This window comes from Collimonas fungivorans (genome assembly GCF_001584145.1).
In the GTDB taxonomy this organism is placed as follows: Bacteria; Pseudomonadota; Gammaproteobacteria; order Burkholderiales; family Burkholderiaceae_D; genus Collimonas; species Collimonas fungivorans.
Window position 1 is genome coordinate 3468126 of sequence record NZ_CP013232.1, and the last position, 25982, is coordinate 3494107.

At 60.7% G+C, this 25982-nt stretch carries 21 protein-coding genes and 1 pseudogene; 8 read left to right on the forward strand and 14 right to left on the reverse strand.

Annotation, left to right across the window (positions count from 1 at the left end):
- The first annotated feature begins 5 nt into the window (after positions 1-5).
- Entirely contained in the window at positions 6-431 is a 426-nt protein-coding gene (locus CFter6_RS14820) for a DUF1841 family protein (RefSeq protein ID WP_061540586.1), read from the forward strand.
- 88 nt (positions 432-519) lie between these two features.
- On the opposite strand, the gene CFter6_RS14825 is transcribed toward CFter6_RS14820, so the two are convergent.
- The 5 genes from CFter6_RS14825 to CFter6_RS14845 form a co-directional block, all read right to left on the reverse strand.
- Entirely contained in the window at positions 520-3699 is a 3180-nt protein-coding gene (locus CFter6_RS14825) for a CusA/CzcA family heavy metal efflux RND transporter (protein WP_061540587.1), read from the reverse strand.
- Positions 3700-3720: 21 nt separating this feature from the next.
- A complete protein-coding gene (locus tag CFter6_RS14830) occupies positions 3721-5301 on the reverse strand; it encodes an efflux RND transporter periplasmic adaptor subunit (protein WP_061540588.1) in 1581 nt (526 codons plus the stop codon).
- Between the two features lie 33 nt (positions 5302-5334).
- A complete protein-coding gene (locus tag CFter6_RS14835; protein WP_061540589.1) occupies positions 5335-6660 on the reverse strand; it encodes a TolC family protein in 1326 nt (441 codons plus the stop codon).
- Positions 6661-6749: 89 nt separating this feature from the next.
- Positions 6750-7031, reverse strand: coding sequence for a DUF4148 domain-containing protein (locus tag CFter6_RS14840; RefSeq protein ID WP_061540590.1), 282 nt, complete (start codon positions 7029-7031; stop codon positions 6750-6752).
- A 93-nt stretch (positions 7032-7124) separates the two neighbouring features.
- Complete coding sequence (locus CFter6_RS14845) at positions 7125-7319, reverse strand: hypothetical protein (RefSeq protein WP_061540591.1); 195 nt, start codon at positions 7317-7319, stop codon at positions 7125-7127.
- Between the two features lie 216 nt (positions 7320-7535).
- Here CFter6_RS14845 and CFter6_RS14850 point away from each other — a divergent pair, with 216 nt between their 5' ends.
- Positions 7536-8207: a heavy metal response regulator transcription factor gene (locus tag CFter6_RS14850; protein ID WP_061540592.1), complete on the forward strand. Its 672-nt coding sequence runs from the start codon at positions 7536-7538 to the stop codon at positions 8205-8207.
- Entirely contained in the window at positions 8204-9610 is a 1407-nt protein-coding gene (locus tag CFter6_RS14855; RefSeq protein ID WP_061540593.1) for a heavy metal sensor histidine kinase, read from the forward strand. The genes CFter6_RS14850 and CFter6_RS14855 overlap by 4 nt, the downstream gene beginning before the upstream one ends.
- A gap of 64 nt (positions 9611-9674) precedes the next feature.
- Here the strand turns inward: CFter6_RS14855 and CFter6_RS14860 are convergent, their stop codons facing one another.
- The 3 genes and pseudogenes from CFter6_RS14860 to CFter6_RS14870 all read right to left on the reverse strand — a co-directional run bounded on the left by CFter6_RS14860 (position 9675) and on the right by CFter6_RS14870 (position 13017).
- The gene (locus tag CFter6_RS14860; protein ID WP_061540594.1) at positions 9675-10025 is read right to left on the reverse strand and encodes a c-type cytochrome; all 351 of its coding nucleotides are present in this window, start codon (positions 10023-10025) and stop codon (positions 9675-9677) included.
- A 12-nt stretch (positions 10026-10037) separates the two neighbouring features.
- Positions 10038-10358 (reverse strand): c-type cytochrome, encoded by a 321-nt coding sequence (locus CFter6_RS14865; protein ID WP_014006510.1) that lies wholly within the window; start codon positions 10356-10358, stop codon positions 10038-10040.
- A 293-nt stretch (positions 10359-10651) separates the two neighbouring features.
- A pseudogene (locus CFter6_RS14870) lies at positions 10652-13017 on the reverse strand (site-specific recombinase).
- Between the two features lie 142 nt (positions 13018-13159).
- Here CFter6_RS14870 and CFter6_RS14875 point away from each other — a divergent pair.
- On the forward strand, positions 13160-14014 hold the full coding sequence (locus CFter6_RS14875) for an AAA family ATPase (RefSeq protein WP_061540595.1): 855 nt from the start codon (positions 13160-13162) through the stop codon (positions 14012-14014).
- Positions 14015-14019: 5 nt separating this feature from the next.
- Complete coding sequence (locus CFter6_RS14880; RefSeq protein ID WP_061540596.1) at positions 14020-15189, forward strand: vWA domain-containing protein; 1170 nt, start codon at positions 14020-14022, stop codon at positions 15187-15189.
- 35 nt (positions 15190-15224) lie between these two features.
- On the opposite strand, the gene CFter6_RS14885 is transcribed toward CFter6_RS14880, so the two are convergent.
- Positions 15225-16064 carry a response regulator gene (locus CFter6_RS14885; RefSeq protein ID WP_167351397.1) on the reverse strand — a complete coding sequence of 280 codons (840 nt, stop codon included), beginning with the start codon at positions 16062-16064 and terminating at the stop codon, positions 15225-15227.
- A 307-nt stretch (positions 16065-16371) separates the two neighbouring features.
- Here CFter6_RS14885 and CFter6_RS14890 point away from each other — a divergent pair, with 307 nt between their 5' ends.
- From CFter6_RS14890 to parC, 3 genes are all read left to right on the forward strand, one after another.
- Positions 16372-18363, forward strand: coding sequence for a DNA topoisomerase IV subunit B (locus CFter6_RS14890; RefSeq protein WP_061540598.1), 1992 nt, complete (start codon positions 16372-16374; stop codon positions 18361-18363).
- Positions 18364-18652: 289 nt separating this feature from the next.
- Positions 18653-19531, forward strand: a complete 879-nt coding sequence (locus tag CFter6_RS14895; RefSeq protein ID WP_061540599.1) for a lytic transglycosylase domain-containing protein — start codon at positions 18653-18655, stop codon at positions 19529-19531.
- A gap of 14 nt (positions 19532-19545) precedes the next feature.
- A complete protein-coding gene (parC, locus tag CFter6_RS14900; protein WP_061540600.1) occupies positions 19546-21867 on the forward strand; it encodes a DNA topoisomerase IV subunit A in 2322 nt (773 codons plus the stop codon).
- Positions 21868-22060: 193 nt separating this feature from the next.
- Here the strand turns inward: parC and CFter6_RS14905 are convergent, their stop codons facing one another.
- The 5 genes from CFter6_RS14905 to CFter6_RS14925 all read right to left on the reverse strand — a co-directional run bounded on the left by CFter6_RS14905 (position 22061) and on the right by CFter6_RS14925 (position 25860).
- A complete protein-coding gene (locus tag CFter6_RS14905; protein WP_061540601.1) occupies positions 22061-23254 on the reverse strand; it encodes an aminotransferase-like domain-containing protein in 1194 nt (397 codons plus the stop codon).
- Positions 23255-23399: 145 nt separating this feature from the next.
- A complete protein-coding gene (locus CFter6_RS14910; protein WP_061540602.1) occupies positions 23400-23858 on the reverse strand; it encodes a RidA family protein in 459 nt (152 codons plus the stop codon).
- 186 nt (positions 23859-24044) lie between these two features.
- Positions 24045-24923, reverse strand: a complete 879-nt coding sequence (locus tag CFter6_RS14915) for a DMT family transporter (protein WP_061542380.1) — start codon at positions 24921-24923, stop codon at positions 24045-24047.
- A 17-nt stretch (positions 24924-24940) separates the two neighbouring features.
- The gene (locus CFter6_RS14920) at positions 24941-25534 is read right to left on the reverse strand and encodes a LysE family translocator (RefSeq protein WP_061542381.1); all 594 of its coding nucleotides are present in this window, start codon (positions 25532-25534) and stop codon (positions 24941-24943) included.
- On the reverse strand, positions 25534-25860 hold the full coding sequence (locus CFter6_RS14925) for a DUF2917 domain-containing protein (RefSeq protein ID WP_082814800.1): 327 nt from the start codon (positions 25858-25860) through the stop codon (positions 25534-25536). Before CFter6_RS14925 ends, CFter6_RS14920 begins: the two co-directional genes overlap by 1 nt.
- Positions 25861-25982: the final 122 nt, after the last annotated feature.

Here is a 25982-nt window from a genome sequence, read left to right on the forward strand (position 1 = left end):
CCATCATGTTCAATCCATCCCAAGACGACGTGCGGCGTTTTTTTTGCGAAACCTACCGCAAGCATCGCGCCGGCGAAATCCTCACGCCGCTGGAAGCCATTGCCAGCGACTGGCTGGCTCAGCATCCCGAGTATGACAACGACCTGAAAGACGTCGAGGCTGCGCTGGCGGCGGATTACTCGGTCGAGAACGGCCAGACCAATCCTTTCCTGCACTTGTCCATGCACCTGTCGATCGCCGAACAGATCTCGATCGACCAGCCGCCCGGCATACGCGCCGCCGCCAACGCCCTGACGCAACGCCTGCAATCGGAGCATGAAGCCCATCATCACATCATGGAATGCCTGGGCGAGATGATCTGGAATTCGCAACGCAGCGGCTTGCCGCCGGATGGCGCCGCCTATATCGACTGCGTCAGAAAGCGCGTTTAACGCTGCCCAGGCTGTAAAAAAAACGCCTGGATTTTATCCAGGCGCAAACCCAAGGAGACGTTGGGCAGGGAACTTCAGTGCAGCAAACTCAATGCTGGACGGCAGCTTCTTCGCCGGCCTTTCCTTCTTCATCTTCGTCACGGCGATGGAACAGCTGATACAGGATCGGCAGCACCAGCAAGGTCAGGATGGTTGAGGACAGGATTCCTCCGATCACCACCGTCGCCAGCGGCCGCTGCACTTCCGCCCCGGTGCCGGTAGCAATCGCCATCGGCACAAACCCCAGGGAAGCCACCAGCGCCGTCATCAGCACCGGCCGCAAGCGGGTCAAGGCACCTTCGCGGATCGCCGCCTCCAGCCCGCGTCCTTCTTCACGCAGGCTACGGATAAAGGCGATCATCACCAGCCCGTTCAGCACTGCCACCCCGCACAAGGCAATGAAACCGACAGCCGCCGAAATCGACAAGGGAATCCCGCGCAGCCACAAGGCGACGATGCCGCCGGTCAAGGCAAACGGGATGCCGCTGAACACCAGCAAGCCATCCTTGATATTGCCAAACATCGCAAACAGCAGCGTGAAGACCAGCAGCAAGGCTACCGGGATCACGATCTGCAGGCGCTGGCTGGCCGATTGCAGCTGTTCGAACTGGCCGCCCCAGCTGGTCCAGTAACCAGACGGGATCTTGACCTGCTGCTGCAGCTTGGCCTCTGCCTCGGCCACAAACGAACCGATGTCCCGGCCGCGCACATTGGCGCTCACAACGATCCGCCGCTTGCCGTTTTCGCGGCTGATCTGGTTCGGCCCCGGCGCCAGTTCCAGGCTGGCTACCTCGCTCAACGGAATATAGTTGGTGCGCCCTTCTGCACCGGCGCCGGCATTGCGCGGCAGGGAAATCGGCAGCCGCCGGAACGCCTCAAGGTCGCTGCGCAGCTCCTCCGGCAGACGCACCACGATATCGAAACGGCGGTCGCCCTGGAACAAGGTGCCGGCTTCCTTGCCGCCTATCGCGGTAGCCACCACATCCTGCACATCGGCTACATTGAGGCCGTAGCGTGCGGTCTTGTCGCGATCGATATTCACCGTCAGCATGGGCAGGCCCGAGGTCTGTTCGACCTTCACTTCGGCGGCGCCGGTGATCTTGCCCAGCACGGTCGAAACCTTGTCGGCGGTATCGTTCAGGACCGCCATGTCGTCGCCGAATATCTTGACGGCGATGTCGCTGCGCACTCCGGAAATCAGCTCATTGAAACGCAACTGTATCGGTTGCGAAAACTCGTAGTTGTTGCCAGGGATCTTGTTGGCGGTATCCTGGATAGCCGCCAGCAGCTCAGGCCGCGATTTCTTCGGCTTGGGCCAGTCGGCTTCCGGCTTGAGCATGATGTAGCCGTCGGAGATATTCGGCGGCATCGGATCGGAGGCGATTTCCGCGGTTCCGGTACGGGCGAACACGCGCTCTATCTCGGGAAACTGCCGCTTCAATGTGCTCTCGATCTGTTTTTGCATCTCCAGCGATTGCGTCAGGCTGGTGCCGGGGATGCGCAGCGCCTGGATTGCCATGTCGCCCTCGTTCAGGCTCGGCACGAACTCGCTGCCAAGCCGGGTCGCCAGCAGGCCGGACAACAGCAGCACAAGCAGAGCGCCGCCCAGCACCGCAGCTTTACGCTGCATCACCCATTCCAGCACCGGTGCGTAGAAGCGCTTGGCGCCGCGCATCAGGAAATTCTCGGTTTCCGCTACCCGCTTGCCGATGAACAGCGCCACCGCCGCCGGGATAAAGGTAATCGACAGGATCATCGCACCGACCAGGGCAATCACCACCGTCAGGGCCATCGGGTTGAACATTTTTCCTTCGACGCCGGTCAGCGCGAAGATCGGCAGGTAAACCACCATGATGATGACCTGGCCGAACAGCAAGGGGCGGCGTGCCTCCTTGGAAGCGGCGAATACTTCATGGAAGCGTTCGCTGCGTGTCAGCGGCCGGCCGTGGTGCGCCTGCGCATGGGCCAGGCGCCGCACACAGTTTTCGACAATCACCACCGCGCCATCGATGATGATGCCGAAATCGAGCGCGCCCAGGCTGAGCAGGTTGGCGCTCACCTTGTACTGGACCATGCCGGTGAAGGTAAACAGCATGGATAGCGGGATCACCATCGCGGTAATGATCGCGGCCCGTATGTTCCCAAGGAACATGAACAGGATGGCGATCACCAGGATGGCGCCCTCCAGCAGGTTCTTCTTGACGGTATTGATCGCCTTATCCACCAGCACGGTACGATCGTAGACCGTGACCGCCTCGACCCCGGGCGGCAAGCTGCGGTTGATTTCCACCATCTTGCGGTCGACCGCCTGCGATACGGCGCGGCTGTTTTCGCCGATCAGCATGAATACCGTGCCCAGCACCACCTCGCGGCCGTTTTCGGTAGCCGCGCCGGTGCGCAATTCGCGGCCGATGCCGACTTCGCCGATATCGCGGATACTGATCGGCACGCCCTGCACATTGCCCAGGATGATGTTGCGCATGTCTTCTATCGACTGCACCTGGCCCGGCGCCCGGATCAGCAGCTGCTCGCCGCGTTTTTCGATATAACCGGCGCCGACATTGCTGTTGTTGCGGTCAAGCGCTGTGACGATATCCTGCAGGGTCAGGCCGTAGGACGCCAACTTCTCCGGCACCGGCGCCACCTGGTATTCCTTGGCGAAACCGCCGATCGAATTGATTTCCGTGACGCCGCTCACATTGCGCAGCTGCGGCTTGATGATCCAGTCCTGGATTTCCCGCAGGTCGGTGGCTGTGTAGGCGCTGCCATTCGCTTTTTTGGCGCCGTCCCTGGCCTCCACGGTCCACAGGTAAATCTCGCCCAGGCCGCTGGAAATCGGCCCCATCGCCGGCGTTACGCCGGCCGGAAGCTTGCCCCTCGCCTCCTGGATCCGTTCGTTCACCATCTGCCGCGCAAAATAGATATCGGTGCCATCCTTGAATATCACCGTCACCTGCGACAAGCCGTAGCGCGACAGCGAACGCGTCTGCTGCAGGTGCGGCAAACCGGACATCACCGTTTCTATCGGAAAAGTCACGCGCTGTTCGGTCTCCAGCGGCGAATAGCCGGGTGCGGAGGTATTGATCTGGACCTGGACATTGGTAATATCCGGCACTGCGTCGATCGGCAGCTTCTGATAGTTGTAAATGCCGAGCGCGGCCATCGCAAACACGGCCAGCATGACCAGCCAGCGCTGCTCGATGGCGAAACGTATGATACGTTCAAACATGGGATCGGATCCTTTGCTGCATCAGTGGGCGTGCTCGGCGCTGCTCTTGCCGAGTTCCGATTTGAGAATGAAACTGCCGTCAGCCGCATAGCGCGCGCCCGGCTTGAGTCCCTTGACGATCTCCACGTGCTGGCTGTCAGCGCGGCCGATGCTCACCGGCTGCACCATGAAACCGTCGGCGATGCGGACAAACACTACCTGCTTGTCGTCCACGCTCTGTATCGCCTGCGGCTGCACCGCCACCGCTACTTCGGCATCGCTGGAAACCACCTCGACATTAACAAACAAGCCCGGCCGCCAGGCCATGTCCGGATTAGCCAAGGTGACACGCGCCTTGGCGGTGCGGGTCTGTTCGCCAAGCAAGGCGCCGACATAGGAAATGCTGCCGCTGGCCTTCGACTCGAAGGCGGTGGCGCTGATCTTGACCTTTTCGCCCAGCCGCACCAGGTTCAGGTCCTTGGCCGGCACGATGATCTCGGCCCACACGGTCGACAGGTCGGAGATCGTGAAAATGCTGGCGTTGGCCGCCACCGCCTCGCCCAGCGCGATGTGTTTCTCCGTCACCAGGCCATTGAACGGGGCCCGGATTTCATAACGGTTCAAGGCCCCAGGATTGCCGGCGCCGACGCCGGTGCCCAGCACATTGAGTTTCTGGCGCGCATTCTGCAGGGCGATTTCAGCCTCGCTCATGACTTGCCGTGCTTGCTGGTAATCCTGTTCCGCGGATATCTTTTCTTCCCACAGCTTTTTTTCGCGCTCATAGGTAGTGCGCGCAAACGTGAAGCGCTTCTGCGCCGCCAGCAATTCGCTACGCTGCTCCGCCAGGCCGGTGCTGGCAATCACCGCCAGCAGCTGCCCCTTCTTCACCTGCTGGCCGAGGCTGACCGCGACCTGCTCTACCACCCCTTCCAGGCGCGGCACCACGTGGGCGGTCTTGTCTTCGTTAAAGCGAATTTCTCCCGGCAAGGTGACTGAAGTCTTCACCTTGGCGGGACCGGCGTTTTCAAGTTTGACGCCGCTGGCGGCGACCTGGGCCTGGTCCAGTTCGATCTTGCCTTCTTCCTGAGCAAATCCGGCTTGCATGGACTGGTTGCCATATTGCAGCTGTAGCTTGGCGTCGAATACGTGCGGTTCAGCTATCGGCAGAGCGCTTTTGAGGAAATCCTTTTCCGGCGCGAAGCCGATTTTCTGGACTTCGCCATCCGGCCTGGTCAGCACCAGCCCCAGCCTGGCTGCATCCGGCGCCAGCGGTTTACCGTCATTGAACAGCCAGACCTGCAGGCGCGCTTCACCCGCTGCTTCGAGCATCTTCACTTCCAGCGCCAGCTTGTCCTTGGCGTACATTTTTCCGCCGTGCGGACCAGTGCTTGCCACCGGGTGGTGTTCGCCGTCCGCATGCTGGCTGTCGTGGCCGTGTTTCTCGGATGACTTTTCACCATGGTGTTCGGTATCGGCGTGCGCGGCGGCTTCCCGGTGCGTGCGCTCTTCCGGCTTATCGCCACCATTGCTGCCCGCACTCAAGTACATGCCCGCGGCGACCAGCGCGACAATCGTCGCTATGCCGGCCGCGATAGCTTTGCTTTTGCTTAAATTGATTTTCATGTTGGCTGCTTCATAAGCTGATTGATAGGCTGGTTAATAAGCTAACCGCGAAGCTGACTGCGAGGAGTCGGCCGAGGGTAGGCTCCCCGCCACGCGTTCGATTTCGGTGGCGGCGCGATGGGTATCCGCGAGTGCACGCAGAGTCTGTGACTTCGCCTGGAACAGCACACGCTGCGCATCCAGCACTTCCAGGAAACTGAATTTTCCGAGCTCGAATCCCTTAGTGGTGATGTCGTAGGTTTTCTGTGCGGCCGGCAGGATTTCGTCCTGCAGCGCCGCCACTTGCTGACGCCCCAGCTTCAATCGCTCATAGGCATCCGCCAGTTCGCCATCGAGGCGCAGCTCGGCGCTTTTCTGTTCGTCGCGCGCCTTGTCGGCGCGGCGCAGCGCTTCCAGCAGGTTGCCCTGGTTGGCATCAAACACCGGGATGGGAATCGACAGGCCGAAAATCATCTGATTGCGCCCGACTTCCTCCGCCCGTTTGCTGCCGATGCTGACGGTAACATCGGGAATCCGGCGACTGCGCTCCAGCTCTGCCAGGGCCTGGCGACGTTCCACTTCCAGCCGCGCCCTGGCATACGCCGGGGAATTCCGCAGGCGCGCCTGCAATGAATCGAATGCGGGTAGCGCCGGCAGCTTGTTTATTTCGCCGTCGACAGCCGAAAAAGCGAGGCTGCTGTCGCCCCAGGTGGCTGCCAGGCGCCGGCGCGCGATATTCAGCGTACTGTCGGCCTGCTGCAGATCGACCTCGACACCAGCCTCGGCGACGCGCGCCTTGGTCTCTTCGATCGGCGCCACCTTGCCGGCGATAACCCGTTTCGCGGTGAGCGCGGTAGCCCGTTGCGCCAGCTGCTGCGAGCTGCGCAGCAGCTGCAGATTCTCCTGTGCTTCCAGCACCGCAAAATATGCCGCAACTACTGCAGCTTGTATGTCGGCGCGTTTGGCAAGCAGGTCAGCATTGGCCGTATCCCGTCCCTTTTCCGCAGCGGCGATCCGCGCGCCGCGTTTACCACCCAGCTCCAGCGCCTGGTTCAGTTGTATGGTGGTAGTCCGGGTCGCCTTGCGGGTGTCTTCCAGCAAGGTCGAGAGTTCTGGATTGGGCCTGGCGCCGGCTTGTAAAACGGAAGCGTCGACTGCGGCAACCTCAAGCACCGCCGCGGCCAGTTCCGGATTGCTCTTGAATGCCTGCGCCAGCGCTTGCTCCAGCGTCAGTTTGCTGCCGGCATCGCTGCTCTTGAGCGGCGGCAGCCTGTAATTGATGGCCGGCGGCGCGGCCGCCGGTTTTGCTTCCTGCGCCAAGGATAGCTGGGGCTGGCAGGCCAGTACCGCCAGGCCGAGCGGCAAGAAAAGCTTATACATGACTACTCCCCTTCAAAACAACTGACAGCTGTGTCAACCCGCATGGCAGGCGGGTCGCCAGACCCGCGCCATGAAACCTGCCGCATGAATCAATGACCGGCATAAACCGGGGCGATCTTCTGGTGCGATTCGTCTGTCACCGGCTTCGAAGGAGCCGCCATGCCGCCCTTGCTGCCGCCGTCGGGCGTCTTCGGGTACTGGGCATTTCCCACCGACATCTGGCCCGCGGCCCGCGCCTGCTCGAGTTCGCGCACGACTTCGGCGCGGGTCTTGCCTGCTGCTGGTGCCGAAGACTGCGCCGAGGACTGCGCCATGACGCTGCCGGCAGCAGCCAACAGAACAACAACGACGGACATTTGCTTGATATTCATCTGCATCTCCTATTCATCTGGGAACACCCCAGCGGCCAGCCGGCTGTATCAGCGCGGCAGCTGCGTCGGAGTAATGGGCGAGAAGGCCTACGTTCAGGCGCCGGAGTAAATCGATTTTTTCGGACCATCCTGCTTATGGTCGTGCTTGCCGGACTTGCTCTTGCCCGCCTCCTTTGTTGCTTCGGCTTTGGCCGGCGCTGCCGGCTTGTCTGCAGCAGGCGCCTGCGCCAGTGCGACACCGCTGGCCGTGATCAGAGTCAGTACGGTAAATAATTGTTTAGCGTTCATTTCAACCTCCAGGAAATTAAGAAAGGATTCAACGATGCCGCCATTTGCAGAACCGCCTGGGCTGCATCGTTGAACCAAGTGTAGAAAGGGGACGGAAACCGGAAGGTGACGGCTGGATTACGCTTTTGTAATCCACCGCTGCCGGGTTCTGTAAGATAATCGCCAGTAATCAGCTGTAACTCGCAGCAACAACACACGCAAGCAGAAGGGTGATATATGCGCATCCTGTTGGTGGAAGACGAGCCCAAGGCGGGCGAATACCTGCGCAAGGGATTGAGCGAATCAGGTTATGTGGTCGACTGGGTCCGCACCGGCACCGATGGCCTGCACTGCGCCACCACGGAAGACTATGACCTGATCGTGCTGGACGTCATGCTGCCCGGCATGGACGGCTGGCTGGTGATCAGCGAGCTGCGCAAGACCCATTCGACGCCGGTGCTGTTCCTGACCGCGCGCGACGAAGTCGACGACCGCATCAAGGGCCTGGAGCTGGGCGCCGACGACTACCTGGTGAAGCCTTTCGCATTTGCCGAACTGGTGGCAAGGATCCGCACCCTGCTGCGGCGCGGGCCGATCCGCGAATCCGACCTGCTGCACATCGCCGACATGGAAATCGACGTCATGAAACGGCGCGTCACGCGTAACGGCGAACGCATCGACCTCACCACCAAGGAATTTTCCCTGCTGCACCTGATGGCCAAACGCCAGTCGGAAGTATTGTCGCGCTCGCTGATTGCGTCGCAGGTGTGGGACATGAATTTCGACAGCGACACCAACGTCGTCGACGTCGCCATACGGCGCCTGCGCATCAAGATCGACGAACCGTATGCCCCGCCGCTGATCCATACCGTGCGCGGCATGGGCTACGTGCTGGAGGACCGGACTTGAGGCTGCAGGCGCCGCGCTCGCTGACCGTCCGCCTGGCGCTGCTGTTTGCGCTGGCGACCCTGCTCACGTTTACCATGGTCGGCAGCTATCTGTATTATTCGCTGGCGCGCCAGCTGGAACACCATGACGACCAGGAGCTGATGGGAAAAATCACCCTGATGCGCCACCTCGCAGCCAAAGCCAGGTCAGTGCAGGCGATACGCGACGATCCGCACTCATTCATGGACGCCACGCTCGGCCACGACGACCTGCTGCTGATACTGCGCAGCGCCGACGGCGCGCCGCTGCTCGACACCCGGCCCGAAGCCGGCAGCCTGCCTGCGCTGCCGATGACTGCCGCCGGCCAGGTGCCCGATGAAAAATCCCGGCAGAACCTGCGCACCTCGGCCGGCCTGCCGGTAAGGGCGACAGCGCTCTGGGCCAGCATCGACAACAGCGGCGAAAAAATGCAGATCATCGTCGCCCACAATACCAGCGACAGTATCGCCATGCTGGCCAGCTACCGCCAGCAGATACTCGGCGCGGCGCTGTCTGGCGCAATCCTGGCAGCCTTGCTGGGTTATGTGCTGGTGCGGCGCGGCTTGCGCCCTGCCCGCCTGATTGCGCAGCAGGCGCATTCCATCACCGCGCAGCGCCTGGACCGCGGACTGGACGTCGCCAGTGCGCCATATGAATTGCAGCAGCTGGTGGTCGCCTTCAACGGCATGCTGGACCGGCTGCACGACAGCTTCCAGCGCCTGTCGCAGTTTTCTGCCGACCTCGCGCACGACCTGCGCACGCCGATCAACAACCTGATGGTGCAGACCCAGGTGGCGCTGGCGCAACCGCGTTTGCCCGAAGAATACCAAGGGCTGCTGGTATCCAACGTGGAAGAGTACGAACGGCTGGCGCGCATGCTCGACAATATGCTGTTCCTGGCGCGCGCCGACCATGCGCATGTCGCGGTCGCCTTCGGCCAGCTCGACTGCCAACTGGAGCTGGAACGCATCGCCGACTACTTTGAAGGAGTAGCGGAGGACAGCGGCGTCCGCCTGGAAATCGCCGCCTCCGGCAGCATACGGGCAGACGCCATGCTGTTGCGGCGCGCGATCAGCAACCTGGTCGCCAATGCGATCCGCTATACCGCGGCAGGACAAACGATTGTGCTGGGAGCGGCGCAGGCCGGACAGGAAACCGTGATCAGCGTCAGCAATCCCGGTCCGCAGATAGCGGATTCGGCCGTCCCGAGACTGTTTGACCGTTTCTACCGGGCCGATCCGGCGCGCAGCGATTCGGCCTCCTCGGCCGGGCTTGGGCTGGCCATCGTGCAGTCGATCATGAAACTGCATGGCGGCCGGGTCGAACTGAGCCGCAGCGCGGACCAGATGACTGTATTCAAGCTGCACTTTCCTGCGGACAGGTGAAAAAAAACCACGCAACAATCATTGCGTGGTTTTTGTCCGCTGTTTTGTCCGTAACGGATGAATCTTATTTGCGCAGCACCAAGGTCGTCGGCAAGCTGTGCAGGTAGGCCGCGATATCCTGTATTTCCTGATGCGACAGCGTTTTCGCCACCCCGCCCATGACCGCATTGTTACGGCCGTTCGGACCATCGCCGCCGCGCTGGTAGGCAATCAGGGCGTGCTGCAGGTAATCCTGATGCTGACCGGCCAGGCGCGGAATATCCGGAGTGGTCGGGCTGTGAAAATCGGCGCCGTGGCAGGAAGCGCAAGCATATTTTTTCGCAGCTGCAGCACCTGCTGCGATATTCCCCGCTGCGTGGGCATTCAGGAATGTGGCGGAAAGCAGAAACACCACGCCAGAAAAAATCTTTTTCATTATGTGGGTCCCTTATTTCTGCTGCGAATAATATGCCGCAATATCGGCCATGTCCTGATCGGACAGGCTGGCTGCGATACCGCGCATGGTTGGCATCTTGCGATCGCCCTTTTTATAAGCTGCCAGCGCATTCTGAATATATTGCGCAGACTGGCCGCCAAGCATGGGCACTTGATAGACTTCCGGGAAGGTAGCTTTATAGCCGGGAATACCGTGGCAGCCGATACACATCGATACCTTGTTTTCAGCTGCCTTGGCGTTGCCTACCACGTCCGCGGCTGCGGCCAGGTTGGCAAGACTCGCGAGCGCGAGAAGTGCAATTAGTTTTTTCATATTAGCTGGGTAATTTGTAGCGAAACCGGTTTAAGGAACCATGAAAAACCTGCCGCGTGTCCAGGCTGCGTGTCTCCCGCCGCCCCTGCGCCGCTTAATACGGTTTTCCTGTCCCTTTTACTGCGAACTTGCCGCGAATATTGCCTCAAATACTGCAGGAAATACAGCGCGGGCAACAGATATACTCCATACGCCTTGCTGCATATACTGCGGCATTCATTGGGCACTTACTGCCAAGGTAGCCCTGCCCGACGCCAACTGCCGTCGCTACCCTACACCAAAACCGGCTAATTTTACCCCAAGAAACAGGCACAGTCCACGCCCGCCAATGCCAAAATCGCGGCATTTGCGGGGCTCGGGCTATCAATTTCCACTGGTTTGACCCGCTTTTGCCGGCGCTGCCGCCGCCAGGCGGGTGCAGCGGCCGTTTCAGCCGTGGCGGCTGCCGGGCTGGCGTTGCCGCAAGGGGACGCCTCCGACGGCGAAACGGGCTCGGCGGGATCGCCGCCGATGCTGTGGGCCGCGGCCGTATCGGCCTGCGGGACAACCGCTGCCGCAGCAACCGCCGGCCGCTCGGGGAACAGGAAAGAACGCGGCGAGGCGCTGAAACGGCGCAGCACCGCCCGGAACACCAGACGCCGGATGCGCGCCGGCACATCGCGCGCGCGCAAAGCCAGGGTCAGCGCGCAGGCAAACGAGACGCCGACATTCAATACAGCGATGCTGGCTATCCCGGCTACCGCCAGCCAGAATTGCGGCGCCGCCAGCACTTCCCAGCCCAGGCTGCTGGCGGCGGCGGTCAGCGAGCCGGTGGCCAGCGTCACATGGCGCACATCCAGCGGCAAGCCGAAGAACTGCGCCAGCACCGGCGTCATCCCCAGCAGCAGGCCGAGCGAGACATTACCGGCAATCTGCGCCACGTTGCGGTCCAGCCAGGCAGCCCAGCGTTCGGCCCGCATCGCTCCCAGCACGAACACCAGGCGTCGCTGGTGGGTCAGCGCTTCGCGCAGGCGGCGCAGGGCAAACCAGTTGTCGGCAAAACCCGAGACCAGGCTCGACAGCCACAGCAAGATCCCGGTGAAGGCGGCAAACAAGGGCGTCGGCCCGATCACCGACAGGCTGTGCAGGCTGGCGCTGGCATGCTCGGCCGTCATCATCGGCGCGTCGGTGGCCAGCATGATGGCGCCGGAAATCAGCAGCATCACGGGTACCACTCCCATCAGGTTGCCGAACACCGCCGCCGCTTGCGAACGCAGCAGCAAGGCGATTTCGCCCAGCAAGGCGCGCAGGCCCTCTACCGTATCCAGCTGTCCCATCTTGGAGGCCAGCACCGGCGCCGTCACCGCCGGCTGCTTGGTGGCCAGCACGCCGCCGACGGCGGAAATCGCCATGAAGCTGACGGCATAATTGAGGGAAGCGAAGATCCCCTCGAAGAATCGCGCCGCGCCGACCGCCGATACCAGAGACTTGCCGAGCACGGTAAACGCCGTGATGACGCCGCCGCGCCCGGCAGCTTTCAGCATGGCGCGGTATTCCTTGCTGTCGCGGGCGATGTAATGTTCGCCATGATCGGCGTTGCGCTCAACCATCTTGCGCGCCAGCAAAGAGAAACTGCGCTGTATCAGTCCACGCACCGATGAGCGCTGATGATGCGCCGCGATCAGGTCGCCCAGCAGAGCCTGGATCTGCCCGGCACCCGGTTGCCCGGCGCCCGTCTCGGCATCCTGGCTTGCTGCACCGTTGCTGTAAATCACGGAGCGCAGGTCGGTCAGCAGCGCCATCCGCGTCAGCTGCGCGCGCATGCGTTCGACCCGGTAGACCAGGCTGACCGACACGCCATGCTCGTCAAGATGGGCATAGATCCTGTCGGTCTGCGCCTGGCATACGGCAATCAGCATGCGCACGCTGCGCAAGGCCGCCTCATCGCGCGGGCTGACATACAAATAGGTTTCCAGTTCGCGCCGCAAAACCATGAACGGGGTTGCCTGCAAAGGCATCTTCGGATCAAGCTTCTGGCGGAACGCCTTGCTGATGCCGTCCGCCAGCACCGTCGCCGCCAGGTAGATCAGCGCCTCGTCGATCTGCTGCTGGTAGCTATGGGCGATGCCGTCGTCGGCAATCAGTTTCCAGATTTGCGCCACGCTTTGCTTGTCCAGGGCCAGCAGCCAGTCGGCGTCTTCCGGGGTTGGAAACAGGGCAGTAAACAAAGCGGACAAATCGGCCTCGAACGGCGGTTTCGGCAGCACCAGCTTCACCGCGTGTTCGGTCAGCTCACTGAAGAACGCCGGTTCATGCGGCAGCCCGGTGGCGCAAAACAGCTCGGGCCGGCCGCCTCGCGCAAGGTTTTCTGCAATGTGGCTTGCACTACCCGGCGGACGTCGCGGTTGCTGTCCAGCCATTCCAGCAGGAAACGCAGGCGCTGCTGCTTGACCCGCAACCTGGCGTCGTCGTCGAGCATGGAAACTTTAGGGACGTGGCGCAGCCACTGGACAATATCGATGATCCAGTTGGCGCGTTCCTGCCAGGAATAAAATGGATTGGCACGGCGCATCAAAGCGTCGACCTGGGTGGCGTGGTGCCGGCTATCTGCCTCCAGGTGCCGCTCGCCGTGTCGAAACCGGCGCCACATTACCCGCAGGCGGAGAAACAGAATTTTCATTGGCTATTTTTACAACAATGCGATAACAGTGAGGATGAGCTTGTCTTGTCAGGACAGCGCGTTTTTGAGCCTGGGCCAGCCAATCGGCCATCTCGTTTATACTCGGCCTTGTTTACTCCCTTATTGCTTCCTCATCACGACAATGCGACCTGAGACACGTTTTGAAAGTTCCCCCAGTTACGTCGCTACCGACGACCTGAAACTGGCAGTCAACGCGGCCCTGACGCTGCAACGGCCATTGCTGATCAAGGGCGAGCCGGGCACCGGCAAAACCATGCTGGCCGAAGAAGTGGCCGCCGCCCTCAACATGCCCTTGCTGCAATGGCATATCAAGTCGACCACAAAAGCCCAGCAAGGCTTGTACGAATACGACGCCGTATCACGCCTGCGCGATTCGCAGCTGGGAGACGCCAGGGTCAAGGACATCCACAACTACATCGTCAAAGGTGTCCTGTGGCAAGCGTTTGATGCAGACGAACAAGTGGTATTGCTGATCGATGAGATCGACAAAGCAGACATTGAGTTCCCCAACGACTTGCTGCGCGAGCTGGACCGCATGGAATTTTACGTTTATGAAACACGTGAAATGGTGCGCGCCAAGCACCGGCCGCTGGTCATCATTACCTCGAACAATGAAAAGGAATTGCCGGACGCCTTCCTGCGCCGCTGTTTCTTCCATTACATCAAGTTCCCGGACAAGGCGACCATGCAGGACATCGTCAATGTGCACTTCCCCAACCTGAAAAAAGACTTGCTGGCGCAGGCGCTGGAAACCTTCTACCAGGTGCGCGACGTCGCCGGGCTGAAGAAGAAACCGTCGACCTCGGAACTGCTGGACTGGCTCAAGCTGCTGCTGGCTGAAGACATCCCGCCGGAAGCCCTGCACAGCAGCGACGCCAAGGCGCTGGTGCCGCCGCTGCACGGCGCCCTGCTGAAGAACGAACAGGATGTGCATCTGTTTGAGCGCCTGGTGTTCATGGCCAGGAAAAACCGGTAAATCCCGTGCTGATCGATTTTTTCTTCACCCTGAAAGACGCCAAGATTCCGGTGTCGATCAAGGAATTCCTGCTCCTGCTGGAAGCGCTGCAGCGCAAAGTCATTTCGCCCACGCTCGATAATTTCTACTATCTGGCGCGCACCACGCTGGTCAAGGACGAAGCCCATTTCGACAAGTTCGACCAGGCTTTCGGCCGCTATTTCAAGGGCATCCAGAGCGTCTTCGAGAAAAACGCCGAGATCCCGCTGGAGTGGCTGATCCAGCGCATGAAGCGTGAATTGTCGCCGGAACAGCAGGCGCAGCTGGAGAAATTCGGCTACGACAAGCTGATGGACCGCCTGCAGGAATTGCTGGAAGAACAGAAAGAACGGCACGAAGGCGGCAACAAATGGATAGGCACCGGCGGCACGTCGCCGTTCGGCCACGGCGGCAGCAATCCGGAGGGCATCCGCATCGGCGGCAGCGGCGGCAACCGCACTGCGGTCAAGGTGTGGGATGCGCGCGCCTACCGCGACTACGACGACGAGCGCGAACTGGGCACGCGCAATATCAAGGTCGCCCTGCGCCGCCTGCGCAAGTTCGCGCGCGAAGGCGTCGCCGAAGAACTGGCGCTGGACGACACCATACGCGCCACGGCTAACAATGCCGGCTACCTCGACATCAAGATGCGGCCTGAGCGCAAGAACAATATCAAGGTATTGATGCTGCTGGATGTCGGCGGCACCATGGACGACCACATCGCCCGCACCGAAGAGCTGTTCAGCGCCGCCAAGACAGAATTCAAGAACATGGAATTTTTTTATTTCCACAACTGCGTCTACGACTACCTGTGGAAAAACAACCAGCGCCGCCATGCCGAACGGTTCCCGACCTGGGATATCCTGCGCAAGTACACGCCGGACACCAAGCTGATCTTTGTCGGCGACGCCACCATGAGCCCCTATGAAATCCTGCAGCCGGGCGGTTCGGTCGAATACAACAATGAAGAAGCTGGCGCCGAATGGCTGCAGCGCTTCACCAAGGCCTTTCCCAAGTTCGTCTGGCTCAATCCCGAACCCGAAGGTTTGTGGCAGTACCGGCAGTCGGTCGAAGTAATACGGCAGCTGATGAGCAACCGCATGTTTCCGGTGACCATGGACGGCCTCGAGCGCGGCATGCGCTTGCTCAGCAAGTAACTCAGTAGTAACTCAGCAAACGAACAGCGCCGGCCTTAGCGCCGCAAAGACAGGAATTTCCCCAAGGCCAGCAAGATCTGCGGCTGCTCCAGGTGACGGCTGAGAAAACCGTCGCACTCCACCTGCCGCGCCCGCACATGGTCATAGGCAAAATTCTTGTCGATCAGGAAGATCACCGCAATCCTTGTATCTTTATGCTGATGCTTGATGATGGTGCACAGATCGTAGGGATCGAAGCTGGCCAGCTGCGGATTGATCAGCACGACCGAAATGGTTTGGCGCGCATAAACTTCAGCTGCCGCATCCGGATTGCCGGCCCACTCTACCGGCACCACATGGTGCGCCATGGCCACCGCCAGGTCGTCGCGGAACGTCGACTGGTTGTCGATCACCAGGATGCGGTCGCTTTGCGGCGGCTTGCTGCGCATGCGTTCGTATTCTTGCGGATCGGTCAGGTCGAGGTCGAGCCGCTCGCGCCGGCGCCGTTCCGGCACGTTGTTGGCCAAGGCAGTATCGGCTGGATTTTGCTTGGCCAACATGATCTGGCGCCGCTCCATCAAGGTATCCAGCGCATCAAACAGCTTCAGCCAGCGGATCGGCCGCTCGACGGTGGCAAACGGCAGTTCCACGTTAGACGTGCCGACCAGCAAGGCCGGCCGCAGATTGTTGGGTTCCATGTCGGCCAGGGTCGCCAGCGCTTTCAGGTCGTCAGCGTTGACCAGGTACAGGTCCGGCTCCTGCAGGCTGTCGGCAGGCAAGCGGAAATATTGCTTCTCGCGATTTTGCTCGACCGAAAAAGTAGCGTCGAAAATATTGATTTCGCGGGCGGAAAAGCCGATGAAGCGAATCGCGAATGATACGTTATGATTTTTCATTTTTTTGTATGCCCCCTGCTGCACGAACATCGGCGAAACCATGATAGCAGCGCCTTATTTAACTTTCATTTTTATTACCGGACTGTGCAAAACAACAACATTCGCTTGCTGGCAGCCAACAAAACCAGCCCTTGAATCCGCGCATTAGCCCACTGTCCTCAAGCGATATTTCTTTTACCGCATCTTGCCTGCGCAACCGGACGGCTTTTTCATTAGAATGCGCAAGGGATAATAACGAGTAATCTCTGCCGTAATGGCAAACCAGTTCCAAATTAACAATAATTTACATTTAAAACTACACATCTGAATGGCAACCAAAAAATCACCGCAATCTGACTACAGCGAATCGTCGATCCGTGTACTGAAAGGCCTGGAGCCGGTCAAGCAACGCCCTGGCATGTACACCCGCACCGAAAATCCGCTGCATATCATTCAGGAAGTGATTGACAATGCCTCGGACGAAGCGCTTGGCGGATTCTGCAAGAATATCCTGGTGACCCTGAATACCGACGGCAGCGTCAGCGTCGAGGACGACGGCCGTGGCATCCCGGTCGGCATGCACCCGGAAGAAAAAGTCCCGACGGTGGAAATCGTCTTCACCCGCCTGCACGCCGGCGGCAAGTTCGACAAGGGCAGCGGCGGCGCCTACTCTTTTTCCGGCGGCTTGCACGGGGTCGGCGTCTCGGTCACCAACGCCCTCTCCTCGCGCCTGGAAATCACGGTGTGGCGTGAAGGCGGCGAACATCATATGGTGTTCGCCGACGGCGACGTGATTGAAAAACTCAAGTCGCGCCCGCTCGGCCGCGAAGACGGCAAGAAATCCGGAACTCGCGTCACTGCCTGGCCGAATCCGAAATACTTCGACTCGCCGGCCATCTCGCAACCGGAACTGCAGCGCCTGCTGCGCTCCAAGGCGGTGTTGCTGCCGGGCGTCAAAGTCACGCTGCTCAACGCCAAGAACGGCGACAGCCAGACCTGGCAATACGACCAGGGCTTGCGCGGCTACCTGATGGAATCGCTGGCGCAGTCGTCGAACGCCGAACCGCTGATCCCGCTGTTCGAAGGCGAGCAGTACGCCAATGCCGATGCCGAGGGTTTCGCCGAAGGCGAAGGCGCGGCCTGGGTGGTGGCCTGGACCGAAGACGGCGCCATCGTGCGCGAATCCTATGTCAACCTGATTCCGACTTCGGCCGGCGGCACCCATGAATCGGGCCTGCGCGAAGGCTTGTTCGGCGCCGTCAAGAGTTTCGTCGAAATGCATTCGCTGCTGCCCAAGGGCGTCAAGCTGCTGCCGGAAGACGTGTTTGCGCGCGTTTCCTTCGTCTTGTCGGCCAAGGTGCTGGATCCGCAGTTCCAGGGCCAGATCAAGGAACGCCTGAATTCGCGCGACGCCGTGCGGCTGGTGTCGACCTATACCCGGCCGGCGCTGGAGCTGTGGCTGAACCAGCATGTCGAATACGGCAAGAAACTGGCCGACCTGGTGATCAAGCAAGCCCAGAACCGTTTGCGCTCGGCGCAAAAAGTCGAAAAGAAAAAATCTTCCGGGGTAGCCGTCTTGCCGGGCAAGCTGACCGATTGCGAATCCAGCGATATCAGCCGCAACGAACTGTTTCTGGTCGAAGGCGATTCCGCCGGCGGTTCCGCCAAAATGGGCCGCGACAAGGAGTTCCAGGCGATCCTGCCGCTGCGCGGCAAGGTGCTGAACTCCTGGGAAACCGAGCGCGACCGCCTGTTCGCCAACAATGAAATCCACGATATTGCGGTCGCCATCGGCGTCGACCCTCATGGCAAAACCGACACCATCGATTTCAGCGGCCTGCGTTACGGCAAGATCTGCATCTTGTCGGATGCGGATGTCGACGGTTCGCATATCCAGGTTCTGCTGCTGACGCTGTTTTTCCGCCATTTCCCGCAACTGATAGACCGCGGCAACATCTGCATCGCGCGGCCGCCGCTGTACCGGGTCGATGCGCCGGCGCGCGGCAAGAAGCCGGCGCAGAAAATCTATGCGCTGGACGATGGCGAGCTGGAAGCGATTGAAGATAAATTGCGCAAGGACGGCGTCAAGGACGGTGCATGGTCCATCTCCCGCTTCAAAGGCCTGGGCGAAATGAATGCCGAGCAGCTGTGGGAAACCACGATGAATCCGGATACTCGCAGGCTGCTGCCGGTTTCACTCGGCAACTTCGACCTGGAAGCGTCGGAAAACCGCTTCAACATGTTGATGGGCAAGGGAGAAGCCGCGGCGCGCCGGGCCTGGATTGAAGAACACGGCAATGAAGCAGAGGCCGACATCTAAACCAGGCGCAGCACGAGGTATAGCGACATATGGCGATATGACAACATTTTTGCCGTCCGCCATGCGCGGTGGCGAAACGTATTATCATGGTTGCAGTTTCCAGGCTTCCCGGCGCCACTGTCATGTTTCCCGGACAGCTGGCAGCCAGTCGACCATCCCCGTCGTCCGCCGCAACAATAGCGCAACCGCCCTGCTGCCCAGGGTTTTACCGCAGCTCATCGCCGAGCTTGCAAAGGATAGTGTTTTTAATGAAATACCGTAACAGATTAAGCTTGGCCTCCGATAGCAGATGAACCAGCTTCGCCGTCATCTGGGCCAACTCCTCACCGCCACTCTTCTGACGTTTGCACTTCTGACCACGGTCGGTAGCGCACGCGCGGATATTTTCGGCTATATCGACGCCGATGGCATGGGGCATTTCTCGACCGAGAAGCTGGACAACCGTTATCAGCTTTTCATGCGCGGCGACGGCTTTTTCGATTCTTCCCAGCTGGCGGCAGGCGGCGCCAAGCCGCTCGACCAGAAGCTGCGCGACAGCCCGCTGTTCCGCTACCTGTCGCAACATCCGAACCTGAAAAAATACGAAGCGCTGGTAGACCAGGCGGCGCAGGAATTCGCGCTGGAGCCGGCCCTGCTGAAGGCCGTGATGGCGGCTGAGTCAGGCTTCAATCCCGCTGCCGTATCGCCCAAGGGTGCGATCGGCCTGATGCAGATCATGCCGGCCACAGCCGAGCGTTACGGCCTGACCGGCGACAGCAAGAAACCGGTCGAGAAAAAACTGACCGACCCGCGCACCAATATCCGCCTGGGCGCGCGCTATCTGCGCGACTTGCTGAAACTCTATCCGGCGCAGCAGGAACTGGTGATCGCTTCTTACAACGCCGGCGAAGGCGCCGTACAGAAATACAATAACAAGGTGCCGCCGTATGCGGAAACACGCAACTACGTGCAGCTGGTGCGCCAGTTTTACCAGCTGTACCAGCCGGCATTCGCGCAATCCGCCGCTAGCACTAACGCCGGCGGCAAACCCGGCCTGAACCGCATCCGCCTGGTGATTCCGGGCCGCAGCAACATGCCGGCGGCCATCGCGCCCAATCTAAATCCGGCTCCGGCTCCAATTCCGCCAGCTGCGGCGATATCCGCAACGGCAACGCCTCTTATCGAATAATTTCCCGACTCCTCATGACCGACCAAAACGATCTGTTTGCTACGCCAGATGCACCAACCCCGGACGCTGAATCCTTAACCCTCGCCACCTTCGCTGAACGCGCCTACCTCGACTACGCCATTTCGGTCGTCAAGGGCCGCGCCTTGCCCGACGTCTCCGACGGCCAGAAGCCGGTGCAGCGCCGCATCCTGTACGCGATGAGCGAGCTGGGCCTGAACGCCGCCGCCAAACCGCGCAAATCGGCGCTGGTGGTGGGCGATGTGCTGGGCAAGCTGCACCCGCACGGCGACCAGTCGGTGTACGACGCCCTGGTACGCATGACCCAGGATTTCTCGCTACGCTATCCGCTGGTCGACGGCCAGGGCAACTTCGGTTCGCGCGACGGCGACGGCGCCGCTGCGATGCGTTACACCGAGGCGCGTCTGACGCCGATCGCCCGTTTGCTGCTGGAAGAAATCGCCATGGGCACGGTCGATTTCCAGCCCAACTACGACGGCTCCACCGAAGAACCGAAACTGCTGCCGGCGCGGCTGCCTTTCGTGCTGCTGAACGGAGCTTCGGGGATTGCGGTCGGCCTGGCCACTGAAATTCCATCGCACAACTTGCAGGAAGTGGCGAAAGCTGCTGTCGCCCTGATCCGCAATCCCAACCTGAGCCATGCCGAGCTGATGCAGATCATTCCCGGCCCGGATTTCCCGGGCGGCGGCCAGATCATCACCTCGGCCGGCGCGATCTCGGAGATGTACGAGAGCGGCCGCGGCAGCCTGAAAGTACGCGCCACCTGGAAGATCGAAGACCTGGCGCGCGGCCAATGGCAAGCCGTGGTCACGGAACTGCCGCCTGGCGCATCGTCACAGAAGATCCTGGAAGAAATCGAAGAGCTGACCAATCCGAAAATCAAGCTCGGCAAGAAAACCCTGACGCCGGAACAGCTGGCGCTCAAGACGTCGATCCTGTCGGTGCTCGACACGGTGCGCGACGAATCGGGGCGCGACGCGCCGGTGCGCCTGGTGTTCGAACCGAAATCGAAGAACCTGGACCAGACCGAATTCACCAACATGCTGCTGGCCCATACTTCGCTGGAAAGCAGCGCTTCGATCAACCTGGTGATGATAGGCGGCGATGGCCGTCCGCGCCAGAAGGGCCTGGGCATGATCTTGCGCGAGTGGATCACTTTCCGCTTCGCCACCATCACCCGCCGCACGCAGTTCAAGCTGCAGAAAATCGATGACCGCATCCATATCCTGGAAGGCCGCGAAGCGATCCTGCTGAATATCGACAAGGTGATCAAGATCATCCGCGAATCGGATGAACCGAAACCGGCGCTGATCGAGGCATTCAAGCTGTCCGACCGCCAGGCCGAAGATATCCTGGAAATCCGCCTGCGCCAGCTGGCGCGCCTGGAGACCATCAAGATCCAGCAGGAACTGGCCGAGCTGCGCAATGAAAAAGCCACGCTGCAAGACCTGCTCGACAATCCGGCCTCGATGAAACGCCTGGTGATCAAGGAAATCGAAGCCGACCAGAAGCAATTCGGCGACGCCCGCCGCACCCTGATCGAAGCCGCGGAAAAAGCCGTGGTGGAAACCCGCATCGTCGATGAGCCGGTAACCGTCATCATTTCGCAAAAAGGCTGGGTGCGCGCACGCACCGGCCACGGCCATGACGCCAGCCAGTTCGGCTTCAAGGCGGGCGATGCCTTGTACGGCGCATTCGAGTGCCGCACCGTCGACAACCTGCTGACCTTCGGCTCCAACGGCCGCATCTATTCGGTATCGGTAGCGACCTTGCCGAACGCGCGCGGCGACGGCGTGCCGATCACGACCCTGATCGACCTGGCCAACGGCAGCAGCGTCATGCATTATTTCGCCGGCCCGTCCGACCTGGTACTGCTGCTGGCAAGCTCCGGCGGCTACGGCTTCACCGCCAAGATCGGCGACATGCTGAGCCGGGTCAAGGCCGGCAAGTCCTATGTCACGCTGGATGAGGGCGACCTGCCCTTGCCGCCGCAGGCGCTGAGCGCCAATGTCAGCGCCATCGCCTGCCTGTCGGAAAAAGGCCGCCTGCTGGTGTTCGGCCTGGACGAATGCAAGTCGCTCAGCAACGGCGGCCGCGGCGTGATCCTGATGGAATTGGAAGACAAGGAAAAACTGCTGGCGGCGCAACCGATCAGCCAGCGCGGCGTGCTGGTATCCGGCATCGGCCGCGGCGGCAAGGCGCAACAGGTAACTCTGTCTGCATCAGGACTGGCGCCGCATATCGGCAAACGCGCCCGCAAAGGGAAGATGCTGGAATCGAAACTCAAGCCGGCGACATTAACACCCGTGACACCATAGCCCTGCAGCCATAAAGCAGCCCGTTCCGCGCCGCTTTATTAAATTAGGGTCAGAGTCGAATTAAAATAATTCGACTCTGACCCTAATTTTTCCCCGGACCTGAAAATAAAAAAGCCAACTTCATTCAAGTCGGCTTTTTTTGTTTGCATCAAATTACTGCAGCGCAAGCTGCGCGAAGACTATTGCATGGAAATCAAAGCTTCGAAGCAATCAGCTTGCCCAGCCTCTCTATCCCTTCACGTATTTTTGCCGGCGGCACGGTCACGAAACTCAGGCGCAAGGTATGTTGTTCCGGCGTATTGCCGTAGAACGGGCCGCCCGGCACGAACGCCACGTGCTGCTCCACCGCTTCCGCCAGCAGCTTGACGCTGTCGATATGCTTGGGCAAGGTGACCCAGATGAACATGCCGCCTTCCGGCTTGGTCCAGCTGGTGCCGGCTGGGAAATAGGTCTTCAGCGCATCCAGCATGGCGTCGCACTGGTCCGAATACAGTTTGCGGATGGTCGGGATATGCTGGTCGAGGAAACCGTCCTTGATGGTTTCGTACACCACCATTTGCGTCAGCTGCGCGGTATGCAGGTCGGTCGCCTGCTTGGCCTGTTCCAGCTTTTCGATCAGGGGCCGCGGCGCTACCACATAGCCCAGGCGGATTCCCGGCGTCAGGATCTTGGAAAAGGACCCCATGTAGATCACCCCGCCCGGGTTCATGCTCAGCATCTTCGGCAGCGGTTCGGCGCGATAGCTGAGGGCGCCGTAAGGATCATCCTCGATCAGCGGCAAGCCGAGCCGTGCGCAGATATCGACCAGCGCGTGGCGGCGTTCCACCGACAAGGTGCGGCCCGTAGGATTCTGGAAATTCGGCAGCGCATACAGCATGCGCGCGCCCTGCCCCAGGGTCGCCACGGTTTCCGGGATCAGACCGCCTTCGTCGCTAGGGACCGAGACGAACTCGGGGCCATACAGGGAAAACGCCTGCAGGGCGCCCAGGTAGCTTGGCGTTTCCACCAGCACCTTGCTGTCTTCATCGATCAGCACCTTGCCCAGCAAATCCAGGCCTTGCTGCGAACCGGAAGTCATCATGACCTGGTTCGCCATGATCTTGGCGCCGTCGGTCGACAGCGAATTGGCTACCCATTCGCGCAGCGGGCCATAACCGTCGGTCGGGCCGTATTGCAAGGCAACCTTGCCTTGCTCCGACAATATTTTGTCGAACGCCACTTTCAACTGCTCGACCGGGAAAGTCGCAGGCGAAGGCAGGCCGCCGGCGAAGGAAATGATTTCCGGACGCATGGTGATCTTCAGGATTTCGCGGATGGCCGAGCTTTGCAGTTTCTGCGCGCGCTGCGAAAAATGCCATTGCAGCGGGGTGGGATTTTCGATTTTCATACTATTCTCTTCAAGTGATCTATTTTAAGAGGCCGCCGTCAAGCGCCCAGCCAAGGCCGGACGCGGATTGCAGCAGCCTGCGGTTTTTATGATCTGCCGTCTCCTGGGCTGGCAGCGGATGGCGCTGCCAGGACTACGCCGCGGACTACTCTATTTCAGCAATCATTTCAATTTCCACGCAGGCGCCCAACGGCAGCTGTGCTACGCCGAATGCGGAACGGGCATGTTTGCCCTGCTCGCCGAATACTTCGCCGATCAGTTCGGAGGCGCCGTTGGTAACCAGGTGCTGCTCCGTGAAATCAGGCGTCGAATTGACCAGGCTCATCAACTTGACGACGCGCTTGACGCGCTTCAGGTCGCCGCCGCATGCTGCTTGCAGGGTGGCGATCAGGTCGATGGCGATGCCGCGCGCGGCCAGCTTGGCTTCTTCGGTAGTGGCGTCCTTGCCCAGTTGGCCGACCCAGATCTTGCCGTCTTTCTTGGACAAGTGACCGGACAGGTAAACCGTGTTGCCGCTTTGGGCGTACATCACATAAGCGGCAGCAGGTGCGGCAACCGCAGGCAATGTGATATTCAGGGCTTGCAACTTTTCATATACAGACATCTGACACTCCGAAAAAAATCATTTGCCCGCGCTTTTGGCGCCAGCAGCAATGACGGGATAAATGGGATACAGCCGGCTGGCGCCCCGCCAAATTCCGGCCAATACGGGATTATCTCACTCCAGCGCCCAAATTGCGAAATGTGGCTTGGTATTTTGACAGCTGCGTTTGCTTCCTGCGTTTGTCACCTACCTGGCTTGCCGCCGCACCGCTGTCTTGCGGCCGAACGCCACCACCACCAGCACCGCCAGCGCAAACAGCAGGTTGCCGGCTTCCAGGGTCTCGCCCAGAAGCAGTGTCGCCCCCAGCATGGTCAGGAAAGGCTGTAGTAGTTGCACCTGACCAACTCGCGCTATGCCGCCCAAGGCCAGGCCCTTGTACCAAAACAAGAAGCCGATGAACATCGAAAACACCGACACGTAGGCAAATCCCAGCCAGGCCTTGGGCGAAGCGCTGACGCCGTAACGCCATCCCAGCCAGACGGTGACCGGCAGTAGGAGCGGCAGGGAAAGCAGCAGCGCCCAGGCGATCACCTGTTGTCCGCCCATGGTTTGCGACAGGCGTCCGCCTTCCGCATAACCCATGGCCGCGGCCAGCACCGCCGCCAGCAGGGCCAGGTCGGCAGGCTGCAAACCGCCGCCGCCTTGGTTCAATGCAAAAACGACAACGATAGCGCTGCCGATCACCGCGGCGATCCAGAACCCGGTCGAGGGCCGCTCGCCAAAGCGCAACGCGCCGAACAAGGCTGTCGCCAGCGGCAGGATGCCGAGCACGATGGCGCCATGCGCAGCCGGCACATAACGCATCGCCACCGATGAAAACACAGGAAATCCAACCACCACGCCCAGCGCCGTCAGCGCCAGGGGTTTCCACTGCGCGGCGGTCGGCAGCTTGGCTTTCAGCTTCCACAACAGCAGCATGGAACACAGCGCAGCAACCACTGCCCGGCCGAGCGCCACGAACACCGGATTCAGTTCCGCCACCGCCATGCGGGTAAACGGCAGGGTCAGGCTGAACAGCGCTACCCCGGCCAGCCCCAGCCACATGCCTTTGGATTCATCCGTCATGGCGCCGGTCCTTGCGATCAAAGCCAAATCGAGACTGCCGAATAAATTGTCAGCAGCACCATCACCGTACAAAACACACGCTGCCACAAGGGCTGCGCCAGGTAGCGCCGCAACACCGAACCGGCGCCGGCCCAGGCGCTTACGCATGGCAGGTTGATGACGCAGAACACCAGGCAGTAGATGGCGATCGATAGCCAGATAGGCTCCAGCGGCGGCAGGAACGCCGAGGCGCTGGTGATGGCCATGATCCAGGCTTTCGGGTTGGCTGCCTGGAATGCCGACGCGCCGAGGAAGGTCATCGGCTTGTGGTTGCCGCCGGCTTCCGATTTGAACGACATGTTGCGCAGCTTCCAGGCCAGGTACAGCAGATAGGCCGAACCCAGTGTCTTCAGGATCACATGGCTGGCCGGCAAGGCCAGCACCAGGCTGCCGATGCCGGCCGCGCACAGCACCAGCATGACGCCGAAGCCGAAGGTCACCCCGAGCATGTGCGGGATGGTGCGGTTGAAGCCGAACATGATGCCGGACGAAGTCAGCATGATGTTGTTCGGGCCTGGCGTGATCGACGACACGAAGGCGAACACCGCGAGCGGCAGCAAGGAAGCCAGCATCATGACACGCTGGTGGCCGGATGGAAGCCAGGGCCGCGCAAGCGCGCCAGCAGCGCCCGCAGGATGCCCGGCCTGCCATGGTGGCGCTGCGGCAAGCCGCTAAGGCTGATGCGGCTGTTGCCCGGATCGGCTTCCACCACCACCATCCGCCCCGGCAGCAAGGCCAGCGAACGGCCGGCGCGCAGCCAGTGATCTTCCGGCTGGCCTTCAAAAGTCACCCAGACGCGGCCGCTGACCACTTTCAGGATCAACTGCTGTTCGGTCACGCCGGACAGCACGGCGCCGCCCGACAAGGTATGAGACTGTTGCTTGAATAGTGTTTGCATGACGGACTCGCTTCCGGATTTGCAGCATTGAAGATTTAGGTCTATGCTAAGCCAATAAACCAATACAGTACCAATACAGTTAACCAAGTAATTTCTGACATTGTCCCGGCCGAATCACCAAT